This window comes from Streptomyces sp. NPDC040405, from assembly GCF_055595765.1.
The window spans coordinates 197,826-212,006 of the sequence record NZ_JBVIVI010000008.1 but is presented as its reverse complement, the minus strand read 5'-3'; the positions used below and the strand labels follow the sequence as shown (position 1 = coordinate 212,006).

General features: G+C 70.2%; 14 protein-coding genes and 1 pseudogene. 4 read left to right on the top strand and 11 right to left on the bottom strand.

All coding sequences use genetic code 11. From position 1 onward, the window contains the following. Window positions 1-7 precede the first annotated feature (7 nt). Window positions 8-1,072: a LacI family DNA-binding transcriptional regulator gene (locus tag ACZ59A_RS29995; protein ID WP_470964846.1), complete on the bottom strand. Its 1,065-nt coding sequence runs from the start codon at window positions 1,070-1,072 to the stop codon at window positions 8-10. A gap of 323 nt (window positions 1,073-1,395) precedes the next feature. Between ACZ59A_RS29995 and ACZ59A_RS29990 the strand changes: the two genes are divergently transcribed. Then, entirely contained in the window at window positions 1,396-2,943 is a 1,548-nt protein-coding gene (locus ACZ59A_RS29990) for a glycoside hydrolase family 88 protein (RefSeq protein WP_470964843.1), read from the top strand. 148 nt (window positions 2,944-3,091) lie between these two features. Here ACZ59A_RS29990 and ACZ59A_RS29985 read toward each other — a convergent pair whose 3' ends face one another. Further along, the gene (locus tag ACZ59A_RS29985; RefSeq protein WP_470964839.1) at window positions 3,092-6,223 is read right to left on the bottom strand and encodes a discoidin domain-containing protein; all 3,132 of its coding nucleotides are present in this window, start codon (window positions 6,221-6,223) and stop codon (window positions 3,092-3,094) included. A gap of 379 nt (window positions 6,224-6,602) precedes the next feature. After that, window positions 6,603-7,412: a helix-turn-helix domain-containing protein gene (locus ACZ59A_RS29980; RefSeq protein WP_470964836.1), complete on the bottom strand. Its 810-nt coding sequence runs from the start codon at window positions 7,410-7,412 to the stop codon at window positions 6,603-6,605. Window positions 7,413-7,541: 129 nt separating this feature from the next. On the opposite strand from ACZ59A_RS29980, the gene ACZ59A_RS29975 reads away from it, so the two are divergent. After that, window positions 7,542-8,372 (top strand): phytanoyl-CoA dioxygenase family protein, encoded by an 831-nt coding sequence (locus tag ACZ59A_RS29975; protein WP_470964833.1) that lies wholly within the window; start codon window positions 7,542-7,544, stop codon window positions 8,370-8,372. Between the two features lie 72 nt (window positions 8,373-8,444). Continuing rightward, on the top strand, window positions 8,445-8,777 hold the full coding sequence (locus tag ACZ59A_RS29970; RefSeq protein ID WP_470964830.1) for a hypothetical protein: 333 nt from the start codon (window positions 8,445-8,447) through the stop codon (window positions 8,775-8,777). A 124-nt stretch (window positions 8,778-8,901) separates the two neighbouring features. Here ACZ59A_RS29970 and ACZ59A_RS29965 read toward each other — a convergent pair whose 3' ends face one another. After that, window positions 8,902-9,291 (bottom strand): glycoside hydrolase family protein, encoded by a 390-nt coding sequence (locus tag ACZ59A_RS29965; RefSeq protein ID WP_470964827.1) that lies wholly within the window; start codon window positions 9,289-9,291, stop codon window positions 8,902-8,904. Window positions 9,292-9,347: 56 nt separating this feature from the next. Then, window positions 9,348-10,082 (bottom strand): LysR family transcriptional regulator substrate-binding protein, encoded by a 735-nt coding sequence (locus ACZ59A_RS29960; protein ID WP_470964824.1) that lies wholly within the window; start codon window positions 10,080-10,082, stop codon window positions 9,348-9,350. Between ACZ59A_RS29960 and ACZ59A_RS29955 the strand changes: the two genes are divergently transcribed. After that, window positions 9,973-10,851, top strand: coding sequence for an SDR family NAD(P)-dependent oxidoreductase (locus tag ACZ59A_RS29955; protein ID WP_470964821.1), 879 nt, complete (start codon window positions 9,973-9,975; stop codon window positions 10,849-10,851). The two genes, ACZ59A_RS29960 and ACZ59A_RS29955, sit on opposite strands and share 110 nt — an antisense overlap. Here the strand turns inward: ACZ59A_RS29955 and ACZ59A_RS29950 are convergent. The 6 genes and pseudogenes from ACZ59A_RS29950 to ACZ59A_RS29925 all read right to left on the bottom strand — a co-directional run. Beyond that, window positions 10,839-11,049: pseudogene (locus ACZ59A_RS29950) on the bottom strand (transposase); the annotation flags it as partial. The gene ACZ59A_RS29955 and the pseudogene ACZ59A_RS29950 sit on opposite strands and share 13 nt — an antisense overlap. A 302-nt stretch (window positions 11,050-11,351) precedes the next feature. Continuing rightward, entirely contained in the window at window positions 11,352-11,507 is a 156-nt protein-coding gene (locus ACZ59A_RS29945) for a hypothetical protein (RefSeq protein WP_470964818.1), read from the bottom strand. A gap of 94 nt (window positions 11,508-11,601) precedes the next feature. Then, window positions 11,602-12,297, bottom strand: coding sequence for a hypothetical protein (locus ACZ59A_RS29940; RefSeq protein WP_470964815.1), 696 nt, complete (start codon window positions 12,295-12,297; stop codon window positions 11,602-11,604). After that, the gene (locus ACZ59A_RS29935; RefSeq protein ID WP_470965561.1) at window positions 12,294-12,836 is read right to left on the bottom strand and encodes a dihydroxyacetone kinase subunit DhaK; all 543 of its coding nucleotides are present in this window, start codon (window positions 12,834-12,836) and stop codon (window positions 12,294-12,296) included. The genes ACZ59A_RS29940 and ACZ59A_RS29935 overlap by 4 nt, the downstream gene beginning before the upstream one ends. A gap of 276 nt (window positions 12,837-13,112) precedes the next feature. Continuing rightward, a complete protein-coding gene (locus ACZ59A_RS29930; protein ID WP_470964813.1) occupies window positions 13,113-13,754 on the bottom strand; it encodes an RraA family protein in 642 nt (213 codons plus the stop codon). A 13-nt stretch (window positions 13,755-13,767) separates the two neighbouring features. Then, window positions 13,768-14,154 carry a RidA family protein gene (locus tag ACZ59A_RS29925; RefSeq protein WP_470964810.1) on the bottom strand — a complete coding sequence of 129 codons (387 nt, stop codon included), beginning with the start codon at window positions 14,152-14,154 and terminating at the stop codon, window positions 13,768-13,770. Window positions 14,155-14,181 lie beyond the last annotated feature (27 nt).

The following is a 14,181-nucleotide window of genomic DNA, read 5'->3' as shown; positions in this document are numbered from 1 at the left end:
GCGCAGGTCAGCGCCGCGCGCGGGGTGCCTCGGCCACGGTCGTACCGTCGACAAGCACGCACGGGAGCAGGACCCGCGTCTTCGGGCCGGGCGGCACGTCGCCGCGCAGCATCGAGACCAGGGTGCGCACCGCACGGGCGCCCATCTCACGACGGGGGATCCGGAAGGTGGCCCAGTCCACCTCGGGATTCGTCCGCAGCGGCCAGGTCGACGTCTGCGTGGGATCTGTGTCGCCCAGCACGCCGATCGACAGAGCGTCCGGCACGCGGAGCCCGGAGTCCGCGCACAGCGCGCGCAAGGCGGCCGCCATCTCCGTGGTCTCCACCAGGGCCGCGGTCACCTCGTCGGAACGCAACCGGTCGAAGACCGAGGACGGGTCGGCGTCGGTGAGAGCAAGCGGCGTCTTGCGGTGCCGTCGGCACGCGCGCAGGTATCCGGCACGCCGGTCGGCCGTCGACTCGCTCTCCTCTCGATAACCGACGAGCGCCACTCGGCGATGGCCGAGCGACCACAGACGCTCGTACAGAGCCGCCGTGGCCGCGGCGTAGTCGGCACCGACATAGCTCACCGGCCCGGCGGACGACTCGCGCCGGCCGATGAACACGAACGGGAACCGTTCGGCGACCAGGCGGTCCAGCTCGTCGCGATCGGTGTGCCGGCCGAGCAGGATGCAACCGTCCGCAATGCCGAGCCGGTTCGAACCCTGCTCGTAGACCTTGCGCCGGCCCTGTCGGCGGCCCGGACTGGTGAACAGCAGCAGATCGAACCCCTGCGCCTCGGACTCCTCTTCGATACCGCCGAGGAACGGACCGTAGAAGTCGGCCGTGCCGGAGGGGAAGACGGCCTCGTAGGTGAACACGCCGAGGATCCGGTTCGACTTGCCGCGCAGGCGCCGCCCCATGATGTCCACGGTGTAACCGGTCTGACGCAGCGCTTCCTCGACGCGCTTTCGGGTTTCCGGCGCGACCCGCGCCCCGTCGGAGTCGTTGAGAACGAGGGAGACCATCGCCTGCGAGACACCGGCGAGCCTGGCCACCTCGGCCTGGGTAACCCGCTTCCCGCGCTGCGTCACATGCCGCATCGTAGCGGGCCGAGCGCCACGGGGCACCGTGCGTGCTAATACGTATTACCGCTTGACTTCCGCGCGGCGCGGAGCCACGATCCCTCACGCCGCCGGGTCCCGCCCTCCTGGGCCCTGCGCCCGGCTGCCGTCCTCCGCCTACTGTGAGGGTCCTCCCATGTCCGCTGACCGCACATCGGGTGGCATCACCCACCGCTCCACTCTGCCGGCCAGCGCCGCGACGGCCCTCGGCTGCGGGGCGGGCGCAATACACCATCCCAGGCGGCGCGCTCCCGTGAAGAGGGCGTCAGGAATGAGAGGGGAAGGGAGTCTCCATGCGTAAAAGGGTAGTGGCAGCAGTGATCGGATTACTCGCCGCAAGTTACTCGGTGACCTTTGGCTCCGCCCATGCGGCATCATCCGCGCATGAAGCGGAGAACGCGACCATCTTCCACGGCACAGTGGACTCAAACCACTTAGGATTCACCGGAACAGGCTTCGTCAACACCGCCAACGAGGTCGGCGCCTACATCGAATTCACCGTCAACTCACCGGCCGCGGGTGACGCCGCGCTGTCCCTGCGCTACGCGAACGGGACGACGGCAGGACGCGAAGCCGACGTCAGCGTCAACAGTGCGGTGGTGTCCAGACCGGACTTCGGTCCGACCGCGGACTGGAACACCTGGGCCGTCGCCAGAATACCCGTGACCCTGCGGGCGGGAACCAACCTGATCCGCGTGGCCAGTACGACGACAGACGGTCTGCCCAATCTCGATTCGCTCACCGCCTCCGACAAACAGAGCACGGACTGGTCGAACGCGGTGGTCGACTCCACCATGCGCAGGTACACCTCCTCGAGCATCGGCGGCTGGAGTTACCCGGTAGCTCTCTACATGATGGGTCAGTACCAACTCGCACAGCGCACGACGGACCCCGCGCGCCGGGCTGCCCTGATCGCGTACATCAAGGCATGGGCCGACCGGTTCGTCGATGCCTCGGGACACGTCAACAACAGCTTCAACAGCCTGGACAGCATGATGCCCGGCCAGGTGATGATCGCGCTGTACCGCGAGACCGGCCAAGTGAAGTACGGCCTGGCCGCCAAACAGATCCACGACCGTCTTCTTCCCGGCGCCGGATATCCGACCACGAGCGACGGCGGGTTCTGGCACGCCAATAACGCCGACCGGGCCGACCAGCTGTGGTCCGACGGCACGTTCATGGCCGGCCCCTTCATGGCGCAGTACGGCAAGTACATCGGAGACAGCACCCGGTCGTTCGACATCGCGACCAAACAGCTGGTGGTCTACGCGAACCATCTGCAGCAGCCGAACGGCCTGATGAAACACGCCTACGACGCGTCCAAAGCGGCGTCATGGGCGGACCCGGACACCGGACTCGCACCGGAGTACTGGTGCCGCGCAATCGGCTGGTACGGCATCGCCGCCACGGAGATCCTCGACCTGATTCCGTCCGATCACCCGCGCCGGACTCAGTTGACAAAGATCGTACGCAACCTGGTCCGCGGCATGGCCACCTACCAGGATCCGGCAAGCGGACGGTGGTTCCAAATCGTGGACAAAGGCAGCAGCGCCGGGAACTGGACCGAAACGTCATGCTCGGCGATGTTCACGCAGACAATCGATACCGCGATCAAACGTGGATACGTCTCACGCGACGCCTACCAGCCAGCAGTGAACGCGGGAAAACGTGGCGAACTGGACCGGATCTCGCTGCACGGCGACGGCCTGACCTATCTGACGTCCATTTCCGTCGGGACCAACGTCGGAGATTACGCGTACTACATCAACCGGCCTCAGGCCACGAACGACCTCCACGGACTGGGGGCATTCCTCTACTTCTACGAGGAAACGCAGCACTGACGTGCCCATTTGACCAACCGGCAGGCGGGTGAGCATCGGAGGCCACAGCGGTCTCGTCCTCGAGCAACGGACGGGCCGCTGTGGCCGACTTCGGTTCGAGCAGGGGAGGCACCGAGCGTCCCCGCATGGCCCGGCGGGCGCGGAGCGCTCAGCGCACCGTCAGGCGCCGCAGGCGGGACACCGCCGCGGGCGCCGACGCGTCGACTTCTAGGCTGACGTAGCGGGCCGTCTCGGAAGCGGTCAGCCTTCGCACGCGCCCCGGGCCGGTGAGGGTCCTGGCATCCCGGTAGGTGATGCCGTCCATGCTGAAACCGGCCTTCGCGTCCGGCACCGTGTCCGCCGTCCACTCGGTCTCCACCAGGCGGACCGGGCGGGCCGCGCCGAGGTCCACGACCATGCGGCCGCGCGTGCCCGGCTGCCACGCCGTGTGGGCGTCGCCGTCCACCGCCGCCGCGGGGTCGGACATGCCCTCCGGCAGCGGGCTCGTGGGGAAGACGGTCCTGCCGAGGGCCAAGTCGTCGTGCGGGTGGGCGGCCGCGCCGTCCAGGACGACGGTGATCGTCCGGTCCGCTCTGACGACGGCGACCTGGCTGCGCCCCTGGGCCCGGACGCGCAGGGTGCAGGAGGCCCCGGACAGGCGCACGGTCGCCCCGTCGACGACCTGGACCTGTAAGCCCGACGGCAGGCTTCGGCTCGTGAGGGGGCTGAGCATGAAGCGCGGGGGCAGTACGACCGCCGTGGCGGCGGGCAGCGCGGCCTCGAAGAGCGTGCCGTCGGCGGTCAGCCGCTGCGTGCCCTCGAAGACCGCCGTGTCCGTACCGGTCCGCGGGATCGTGATCCGCGTCCTGACGGACTCGCCGGAGAGGTTGAACAGAGTCAGGTGCCCGTCCGTCAGCGTCGTGCGCACCTCGGTGGCCTCCGCCGTGGGTGCGGTCCCCCGGGCGATCGCGCGCAGCTTCCCGGCCGACGTGCCGGGGAAGCCCTCGACGAGGAGCGGTGCCGCCGGGCCGTCGCCGAGGACGATCTTGTCGTCGTAGACGCCGATCGGGTTCCGGCCGTCACGCACCACGAGCCCGGCGCGTCCCTCGACATCGAGCCAGCCGCCGCGGCTGCTCACCGCCGGGCTCGGCCCGGTCGCCAGGTTCCTCCAGTTCCGGCCGTCCGTCGAACCCTGGATGCGGTAGGCGCGGCCGGCCGCCGATTCCCAGCGCAGGGTGGCCCGGTCGATCCGGCGTTCGGCGCCGAGGTCGACGGCCAGCCAGCTGTCGGCGCGCGGACGGTCGGCCCTCGACACCGCCCAGCGGGTAGCCGCGTCGCCGTCGACCGCGAGCGGCGCGCCCTTCCCGGCGTCGGCCGAGGAGGCGGTGGCGGCCCCGCCGCGCGCGAGGTCCGCGCCCTGGGCGCCGTCGCGCACCTCGAAGGCGTACAGGGAGTACCCGTAGGCCGGGTCGGGCCGCACGCCGAGCACGCGGACGTGGCGCACCGTCGTGGGTGTGAAACCGAGGTCGTCGACCCGTCCGGCGGGGGTGCCGGTGGAGGTGTCGCGGGCGCGGACGGTCGCCTCGCCCTCCTCGAAGCGGTAGGTGCGCGTACCGTCGAGCCCCGGCATGCCGGGCATCGTCAGGTTGTACACGTCGAGGTGGCCCTCCGCGTCGGCGGTGCCGCCGCTCGCGTAGACGATCGAGCCCGTCGGGAGCGTCACGAACCCGGCCCAGCCCCCGTCGAGGCGCAGGAGCGTCGCGCTGCCGTCGAAGCCGTCGCGCAGGGACTCGTATACGCGCACGGTACGGGCCTGGACCTTCGCGGCGGTGGCGGGCAGGAACATCGGGGTCGCGCCGCTGAGCCGGAACAGCCAGTCGTCGTGCCCCGGCTGCCAGGCGAACTTCACGAACCCCGGCTTCGTCACGGCACCGGCCCACGCGGTTGGCGACTGGTGCGACACCAGTCCGGGGCCGGTCCCGAAGTCCGTGACACCGGAGGCCCGCGCGAACAGTTCCTCGCGCGACAGCGCCTCGACGGGCCGCCCGGACTCCGCCGCCCACACGTGCAGCAGGTAGCTGATCGCGATCTCGGCGCGTGCCTCCGGCTCGTACTTCGGTTCCCCCGAGAACTTCGCCATCCGGTGCTCGGGCGGGTACTGCTGGTACGCCTCCAGCCGCGACGCCAGCTCCTGCTCCGCGCGCGCCGCGGACCGGTCGCGCATCACCTGGGAGAGGAAGGCAAGCGGGATGACGTCCCTGCCATAGAGGTGCTCGCGGTCGTTGACCATCGGCATCAGTGGTTCACCCGCGTCGCTCATGACGCCCAGCAGTGTGCGCCACAGCGGCTGGGCGTTCGGCTGCCGTGCGAGGACCTGCGGGAGGGGGCGTCCGGCGGCCAGGAAGTGCGCGGCGTTGCGGCCGGAGGTGCGCCACAGCTCCTCTTGGTAGTGCGGGCCGAAGGAGCCGTGGTTCTCGACGATGAAGGTGTCGTACAGGTTGCGGGCGGTGTTCTCGGAGACGGCGGCGCCATCCACGCGGGCGGGGTTGGCGAGGTCGGCGGGCGGCAGCCCCGCCTCGTTGCGCGACCAGATGCCGTACCACGTGGCCCAGTCGGCGGCGCGGGGGTCGTCGTGGGCCCACGCGAGTGCCGGTGCGAGTGTCTGCGCGTACAGGCCCATCTCTTCCAGCTTGGTGTCGCCGATGTAGCCGCCGCTCAGGCCATTCGGCGTCCAGTCGCCCGAGGCGGGGTCGTCGCCACTGCCCAACGCCACGGTGTAGGCGGCCTGTTCACGGACGATGGTCTCGACGTTCTTCCGCGTCGCGGTGTCGAGGTCCTTCCACAGCAGCCGGGCGGCGAGGACGAAGTACGACTGGAAGGTGGTGTCGAAGAAGAGCGTGCGGCCCCACTCGTCGCCGCCGGTGAGCCGGTTCGACGCGGCGAAGTGACGGATGGTGGCGAGCGTGCGCAGCTCGAGGGTCTCCCGGTCGATGCCCGCGCGCGCCGCGTCGTAGGTGCCGTGGGTGAGCAGGACCGCGTTGCCGAGGACCACGGCGAACCCGAAGTCCTTGGCCCGGTAGTGGCCCTGGGCCTCGTCCCACTGCGTCTCGGACCACCGGGTGTGGTCCAGGAGCACCCGCAGGTAGGTGGCCGCGACGGCGTCGGGCGGCGTGTCCGCGCGGCCGTGCGCCGCGTGGGCGCTCGCGGCTCCGGTGAGCGGAGACGGAGCGGCCAACGCGCCCGTGAGACCGGCGAGGTGCAGGAAGCGGCGGCGGCCGAGGGGCAGGAATCGGTGCGACACTGAGCGACACCTCGAAGACTGGACAACGTTGTCAGAGGAAGGGCGCCGCACATTCTTCGGTGATCCCGGTCCGCGCGTCAACGGGTGTGGCGTCAGCCGTTCACCGGGCATCTCCCAGTCGGTCCCGCGAGTCGTCCAGAACAGTCGCCCAGCGCCCCCACGGTGCGGGCGTGGTCTGCTCGGTGCGGGCCGCCGGTGAATCCACTCTGTGCCGATCGTTGGATCGGAACCGATCCAGCCCTGGCGGCGCTGCCACCAGCCGATCGCATGGCGCGCGATGGACAGTTCGCGGCTGATGGTGTCGGCGTCCGTCTCGTCCGCCCGGGCAGTCGCCAATCCGGCCTGCACCTCCGGCAGCGCGCCGCGTCGGGGGACGTCCTCAGGCGCCGGAGCCGGGCGCTCCCTCGCGGATCGCCCGCGGCGAGGCGCCGAGTTCGCGGCGGCAGGCCTTGTTGAACGCCTGGAGATCCGCGATCCCCACCGACGCCGCGATCGTCGCGATCGTCAGCGTCGTCTCGCGCAGCAGGTGCCTGGCCCGCTCCATGCGGCGGTGCCGGATGTAGGCCACCACCGTGTCCCCGGTCTCGGCCCGGAAGAGCCGGGTGAGGTGGTTGTGCGAGACGCCCACCCCGCGCGCCACGTCCGGCACGGTGAGCGGCTCGGCGAGACGCGACTCGACGTACGCGATCGCGGCGGCGACGGCGGGGTGCCCGCCGCCCGTGCCGGTGGGGACGGACAGCTGCGCCACACGCCACAGCACTGACCACACCTCGGCGACCGCGTGCGCCGGGGCCCTGGGGACGGCCACGATGGCCTGGAGCAGGAGGCTGGAGAGCAGGGCCGTCTGGGCCCCCGCGTTCTGCACCACCGGCACCGAACGGGCCGCCCCGCGGTCGGGTAGCCGCAGGTGGGCGTACAGATGCTCGGAGCGCCCGCGATAGCGGTAGCGCACCAGGACACCGGGCGGGACGAGGCTGACGTAACCGGGCCGCACGGTGTACGCGACGCCGTCGACCGTGAGCTCGGCGGTGTAGCGGTAGAGGTGCAGCTGCCACAGGTCGGGCAGGCGGAAGACGTCACGGGGGCGCCGCGTGCCGTGGACACCGACGCCGAGCCCCTCGATGTGCGGGGGCGAGTCGAGCCGGACCGGGACCCGCTGCGGCTGGGACGTGGGAGCTGCTCCCGTCATGCCGGTCATGGTGAAAAATTACCAGTAGTGGTGAACAAGGCCCACGCGTCCGGGGGTGGCCGCGTTCTAGCGTCGTGGAGACGCACCACGAGTAACCACCCGCTCCCGCTCTCCCGACCGGAGGAGAACATGGCTGCCCGACCCGCTCGCGAACAGCTCCTGACCTCGGCGCGCATGGCCCGCTTCGTGGCCCACGGCTTTCTGCGCCTCGACTCCGTCGTCCCCGACTCCCTCAACGACCAAGCCCTCGGTGTGCTCGCCGCAGGCGTGCCGACCGTCCCCTACGGCACTCCGGTCGCCGAGGCGTTCCCCAAGGGCTCCTTCGCGCGCAGCCTGCTCGACATCCCGGCCGTGGCCGGTGCGCTCTCCAGCCTGGTGGGCCCGGACCCCACCATCGACCACCACGCCGTGCACATCCGGCAGCCCCAGGAGGGCCGGGCCCAGCCGCTGCACGGCGACGCCATCATCGATGTCCGACCGGACGCCTTCGACGTCCAGCTGATGTACTACCCGCGCGAGGTGACGCTGGAGGCCGGCGGGACCCTGATCGTGCCGGGCAGCCATCTGCGGCGCATCAACGAGAGCGACACCGGCCGGTACCAGAACCTGCTCGGCCAGCAGCGGATGGTGTGTCCGGCGGGCACGGTGCTGATCCTGCACCACGGCATCTGGCACGGCGGCCGGCGCAACGACAGCGGTGTCCCGCGCTACATGTTCAAGATCCGCTTCAATCCGACCGTCCCGCAGGTCCGCCTGTGGAACACCGACGACCTCGGCGCCCCGGCGGTGGCCGAGGAGCTGCGGACCCGGTTCCCGTGGTACGAGCAGGCGACCGGGCGGCTGGAGCTGCACAACCGCATCAGGCTGTGGCGGGCGCTGACCGGGGACCCGTCCTTCGATCTGGACCACTGGGTGACCCGGGTGACCAACCGGCCCGGCAGGGCCACCGCCGACGCCTGAGCGCCGCCCCGCCCGCCGCCCTCGGCTCCGCCCCCTCCCCCGCCGTCGCCTCACCCCCAGGAGCTGTCCACCGTGACCACACAGCCCACGACCGCCGAGCCCGCCCTCACCAGCACCGTCCGGCAGCAGGTGCTCGTCCTCTACCTGAACAACTCCTCCCTCGACAGCGGCGTCATCGGCTGGGCGCGCTACGACGGCACGGGCGCCACGTCCCCCACCGCCGGGGACGGGGACGAGCCGCCGTACGCCACCGGCGTGACGGCACTGCTCGACGGCTGGCGGCTGTTCCAGGCGTCGCAGCTCATCCCGCCCTACCCTGGCCACGAGTACGACGTGTCCTTCCTCAAGCACGAGTTCCTGTTCGAGAAGCTCGTCAACACAGCCACGGCCACCGGCCCCGCGTGACGGCCCGGCGAGGGCCCCGGGCGCACCGCCGTGCTCCCGGGGTCGCCGAGCTCCCTGAGCCGGAGCCACTGCCCCTCGCCTAGTAGTTCCCGCAGACCTGAGCGGCGGGCCCGCAGCTGCGGAATCAACTGGTGCCCCACACAACGCCGGTGTCGGCGTTGACGGTGACTTTCGGGTGCCAGGCCATCGTCAGCGACCTGTTGGACGGGAACCGAAGCGGCAGCCAGACGTACGTGGAGTCGTTGTGCTTGCCACCCCAGTGCTGCGCCCATCGGTCGCCGAGGTAAAGGTACGAGGTCGTGCGGCTGCCCTGTACGGGGAGAATGTGCGTGACCTGCGAGTTGTAGGCAGTGCTGTCCCCGAGGTTCGCCATGCTGCTCCAGGGGCCTGCCATGCTGGTCGCGGTCGCGTACTTCTGCTGGTTCGGATTCCAGCCGGTGGTTCCCGAGGTCACGAGGAAGTAGACCCCGTTGCGCTCGAAGATCGACTGCGCTTCCGGCCTGACGTTGTGCACAAGGCTACGGCCCCTCCGGGACAAGCGCGCGGCCGACGGCCCGTGAGTCCCTTGGCTCAGAGGGCGGTATGCGGGGCGAGGAGGCTGGTGCCGCACCAGTTCTGCCGCTGGAGGTGGTCGAGCACGGCTGCCTCCGCCGAACCTGGGTGGCGGCGTATACCGACGATGACGGGTTCGGTCAGGGAAGGCAGGAACGGGCGGGCTAGCTGTTCGAAGCTTTCGGGCACGGCCGATGCCGGAACCACGGTGACGCCCAGGCCCTGGGCTGCCAGTCGCACGGCGGTGGAGATCTGTGACGCTCGGGCCACCGTGGGCGGGCTGATGCCCGCGTCGGCGAGCAGGCTGGCGAGGTATTCGTCGAGCAGGCTGGCGCGGCGGAAGCGCACCCATCCCTGCGTCGCGAGGTCTGCCATGCGCAGGGCCCTGTCGCTGGCGAGGAGCGGGTGCCCCTCGGGCAGGACGGCGACGTAGGTCTCCTCGCCCAGGGGGTGGATGTCGAATGTGCAGCCGGTGGGGATGCGGTGGACGAGGACCATGTCGAGCGTTCCCTGGCGGGCCAGCCGTTCCATATCCGCTGGGTCGGGCTCCTCGTGGAGAATGACCTGGAGTTTCGGGTGGCGGTGGCGGAGCCGGCCCAGTGCCAGAGGGAGCTGTCGTGCTCCCAGGCCCATGTGGACGGCGATGATGAGTTCACCGGCCAGTTCCCCGGAGGCGGCACGGGCAGCCAGGACGGCTCTGCGGGACGCGGTGGTCGCGATCTGTGCCTCGGCGAGGAAGGCGCGTCCGGCCATAGTCACTGTGACTCCACCCGGTGTCCGGGTGAACAGCTGCACACCGAGGTGTGTCCGGTGGATCGCCGCCGCCGAAAGCGGTGGCCATCAGGGCGGGAGCGCCGGAGCGTCGGTCGTGGTCAACTACGCCTCCAGTGCCGCCGGCGCCGAGCGGGTGGTGCAGGACATCCAGGCACGAGGGGGGACCGCGATCGCCGTGCAGGGCGACGTGTCGGTGCCCGCGGATGTTGAGCGCCTCTTCGCCAGGACCGTAGACACGTACGGCCGGTGCGACATCCTCGTCAACAATGCCGGCGTCTATCACGCACAGCCGCTGGAGACCGTCACGCAGCAGGAGATCGACCGTCAGCTTTCCGTCAACGTGACCGGACCGATCCGTACGATCCAGGAAGCCCTTAAGTACTTCGGGTCCGACGGCGGGTCGGTCATCAACATCGGATCGCTGGACAGCGCCCGCGCGGTGCCGGGGATGTCGGTGTACGCCGCGACGAAGGGCGCCGTCGATGCCTTGACGCGAGTCCTGGCCGCCGAGCTCGGCCCTCGCGGAATCCGAGTGAACACCCTGGCCCCTGGCGGTGTGGAGACGGAAGGTATCCACGCGGCCGGCTTCATCGGCAGTGACGCCGCGACGGACATGATCGGGCACACCCCCCTGGGCCGTATCGGTCAGCCCAAGGATCTGGCACGGGCGGCGGTCTTCTTCGCCTCCGACGACGCCGCATGGGTCACCGGAGAGCGCCTCACCGCCTCTGGCGGCCTGCGAACCTGACACACCCCGACAACGCCGGAGTCTGCAGACCCGCTCCGCGGGAGGGGCAGTTTCCAGGTGCAGCCCGAGGTGGCCACGAAGATGAAGGCGGCCAGCACCTCGCGGTGTCCCCCGCCGACGACGCCCTCCACCCTGCGGACGAACCGGCGCCGGCGGCACCACCCGCTGGAACAACGTCCACAGGTCTTCCGGCGCCATCCGCTCGACAAGCTATGCAGCGGAGACAGCGGAGGCGGTACGTCGCCAGGCCCATGCGGCCCGGGCCCGGCTCAACTGAAGCCCCTAGCCCCTCGGAGAACCGAGGGGAGATCTTTTCGGTATGTCCCGACAACTGGGCCGGCCGCCCCTCCGTGGGCAGCGCGGCGGTCCACGCCACCGCGTGCCAGAGGCCCCCGCTCGACGGCGCCGCCGCGTGGCCGCGAAGCAGGCCGGGGTCCGGAACCGCTGAGGCCGCAGCCGCCGGGGCGGCTGCGGCCCGGGGTGGGACTACGCGGGGCTGGTTACGAGGGACCGGCCGTCACCGGGTTGAGGTAGAAGTAGTACTTGCGGGCGTCCTCCGGGTGCTTGTCTCCCCGGCCGATCCAGTGTCCGAGGGCCGGCGCCCGGTCCACGACGGAGGCGTCGAAGCCGGTGGCCTCGTTGGTGAGCACGTGCATGTTGGGAAGGCGCGGGTCAGGGGAGGACAGGCTGAAGTTCTGGCTGGCGCCGAGGTCCGGGAGGCCCGGAGGGTGCTGGAAGGGGGCGGCAGTCCTAGAGGACGTAGCGATCGCCGGGCCGTCCCAACGGGCCGTGTTCGACGTCGAGGCACTTGGGCTTGCCGGCAGGTGACGTCATGGTGACGATCCGGTACGTCTTCTTCTTGCCGTCCTGGGAGATACCGGACGGCTCGAACACCCAGTCCTCGTCCTGGTTCGAGGACACCGGTTCGGTGCTCGCAGGGGTGCCGTCGCGTGACTCGGCGCCCCAGACGCCCAGATCTTCGCCGTTGCCGACATTGTGGACCGCTACTCCGCGTTCCCCGGCGGCCCGCAGCGTGCCGAACTCGACAGGCCAGTGGTCGCTGGCCACGTTCGGCCCGACGCCCGCCTGCCACCGGTCGGTGGACACGTTGGACACGCCGTAGTCCAGCTCGCGGCCGTTTCGATGGGTCGCCCGACCGCTGTTGTAGATGCGGCTTCCGTTCGGTATGTCCGGCAACAGCCGCCGGGGCTCACGGTTGAAGTCGCCCAGCACCATCCAGTCGATGCGGGCGATCCGTGCAGTGTCCTCGCCTCGGCGACGGAGCGCGGGCGCGTCCGCACCGCCGGGGACGTACGGGTCGCGGCGCCCGCCGGAGGCGTGAGCCGAGGCGAACATCATGTCGCGGCTGGTGTCGACCACCGCCAGCATCGACCGGTAGTGGGAGGTGATCTCGAAATACATGTCCGACTGAAAAGACGTGATCATACCGAGGGTCCGTGAAGGCTGCCGAAGGACGTAGCGGTAGCGCTGGCGGTCTCCCCTCTGCCAGGTGTAACGCTCGACGTTCCCCTGCACCCGTGGTTGCTGTCCCTGCACCTCCGCGGGCAGAGCCTGCGGCAGCTCCTGAAGCGCGACCACGTGGTGCGGCCCACCCAGATCCCACGCTCTGTTCCAGTTGTCCCGGCTGTAATGCATGTTCCACGTGGCGGGCGACAACTCGTCCGCGGGCGGCGATGCCGCGTGAGCCTTTCCGGGCCAGGCGACGAGAGCCCCGGACAGCAGCCTGCCATGCCGAAGCTGGTGCAGTACTCGCCGACATGAGGGTCTGCTACGGCCACACCGGCGACGTCGAGGAGTTCGGCCACGCGCCGGTAAACGACGTACAGCTCCTCGTACTTCACCGAGCCGAGGCCGTTGAGGAGGGCGACAACGCGGGCGCCGCGCGGTCCGTCCGGCAGCGGCACTTCTTCGTCGGCCAGCAGCCGCTCCACCAGGAGTTGGGCAAGGCCGTCTGCAGTGGGCATGTCCACTTCAGCGATACCGGGCTCGCCGCAGGCCCGGAACGTGGCCGCCGACTTGGACATACGCATGACCTCCTGCGATTCGTGCTCCGTGACCACGACAACACCTACCGGCAATCCTTCGACGCCGTCTTGTAAGCCAATGGCATAGACGAGCTCAATAGCCGCCGCGAGCACTAGGATGAGCCCGACAGACAGCGACCGTCCGGCCGCCTCTGTCGCCCAGCCGCGGCCTCGTCGCGGACGGGACAGGCCCTGGAAACCACCCCAGCGTCGTGGTCAATTCGACAGCACCGTCAGGGGCGATTCGCCCGCCCTCAGCCGAGCGAGAAGCGCGGGCTCCGCGCGGTCCGAGGCGAGTGCGCAGGCGAGCACATCGGCGGCGATCTGCGGGCTGACCACCAGTACACCGTTGTCATCGGCCAGGACGAAGTCACCGGGGCGGACGGCGGCGCCGCCGCAGGACACTGTCCGGCCCACTCCCCCGTCCCTCCGTCCGAGCCTCTTGGTAGTGAGCAGGCTGGTGCCCCGGGCGAACACCGGCAGCCGCATCTCACGCAGCTCCCGCAGATCGGTGACGACTCCGTCGACCACGATGCCCGCCGCACCCGCGGTCCGCGCGGCACAGCCGGTGACGGCGCCGATCGGAGCGTGGGTGGCGTTCTGCCCGGTGTCGACCACCAGCACGTCCCCGGGGCCCAGCAGGTCCAGTGCCTCGGCCATCGGGGTGGCGTCCGGTGGCACGATCCTTACGGTCACCGCCCGGCCGACGATCTTCACGTCCGGCACGAGGGCACGGATCCGCGGATCGACGAACCCCTCTTCGAGAAAGTGGCCGAGGGTCGGGAAGCCGACCTCCTGGAGGTTCCGTGTCAATGGGTCGTCGGGGGCCGAGGTCCGTGTGCGCCCGCTCGTTGTCATCACGCTCTCCTGCCTACGGGGTTGATTCCGAGGGACACATCGCGACGCAGTCCACTTCGAGTCGCACTCCCCACAGTCCTACGGCGACGGTGGTCCGGGCCGGCACCTGTTCGGGTCCGAAGATCTCGCGGTAGATCTCGTTGAACTCCTCCATGCGGTCTTCCTCGGCCAGGTAGGCGTTGACCTTCACCACCTTGGACAGATCCGATCCGGCCTCCGCGAGCACCGTCGCCAGATTGGTGAACGTCTGCCTCACCTGACCGGCGAAATCCTTCGGCATGTCTCCCCCGGGGACGGCGGGAATCTGTCCCGCGGTGAAGACCAGTCCGTTCGCCACGACGGCCTGCGCATAGGGGCCCACCGGCTTGGGCCCGCCCTGTGCGGCCCGAATGTGCTTCATTCCTGCTCTCTTCCTCCGCGCGGCCAT

Coding starts and splice junctions, on each gene's coding strand:
- ACZ59A_RS29990 (WP_470964843.1), top strand. CDS start 1,396: ATGCGTAAAAGGGTAGTGGCAGCAGTGATCGGATTACTCGCCGCAAGT.
- ACZ59A_RS29980 (WP_470964836.1), bottom strand. CDS start 7,412: ATGACGGGAGCAGCTCCCACGTCCCAGCCGCAGCGGGTCCCGGTCCGG.
- ACZ59A_RS29975 (WP_470964833.1), top strand. CDS start 7,542: ATGGCTGCCCGACCCGCTCGCGAACAGCTCCTGACCTCGGCGCGCATG.
- ACZ59A_RS29955 (WP_470964821.1), top strand. CDS start 9,973: ATGATGAGTTCACCGGCCAGTTCCCCGGAGGCGGCACGGGCAGCCAGG.
- ACZ59A_RS29960 (WP_470964824.1), bottom strand. CDS start 10,082: ATGGCCGGACGCGCCTTCCTCGCCGAGGCACAGATCGCGACCACCGCG.
- ACZ59A_RS29945 (WP_470964818.1), bottom strand. CDS start 11,507: ATGCACGTGCTCACCAACGAGGCCACCGGCTTCGACGCCTCCGTCGTG.
- ACZ59A_RS29940 (WP_470964815.1), bottom strand. CDS start 12,297: ATGATCACGTCTTTTCAGTCGGACATGTATTTCGAGATCACCTCCCAC.
- ACZ59A_RS29935 (WP_470965561.1), bottom strand. CDS start 12,836: ATGCCCACTGCAGACGGCCTTGCCCAACTCCTGGTGGAGCGGCTGCTG.
- ACZ59A_RS29930 (WP_470964813.1), bottom strand. CDS start 13,754: ATGACAACGAGCGGGCGCACACGGACCTCGGCCCCCGACGACCCATTG.
- ACZ59A_RS29925 (WP_470964810.1), bottom strand. CDS start 14,154: ATGAAGCACATTCGGGCCGCACAGGGCGGGCCCAAGCCGGTGGGCCCC.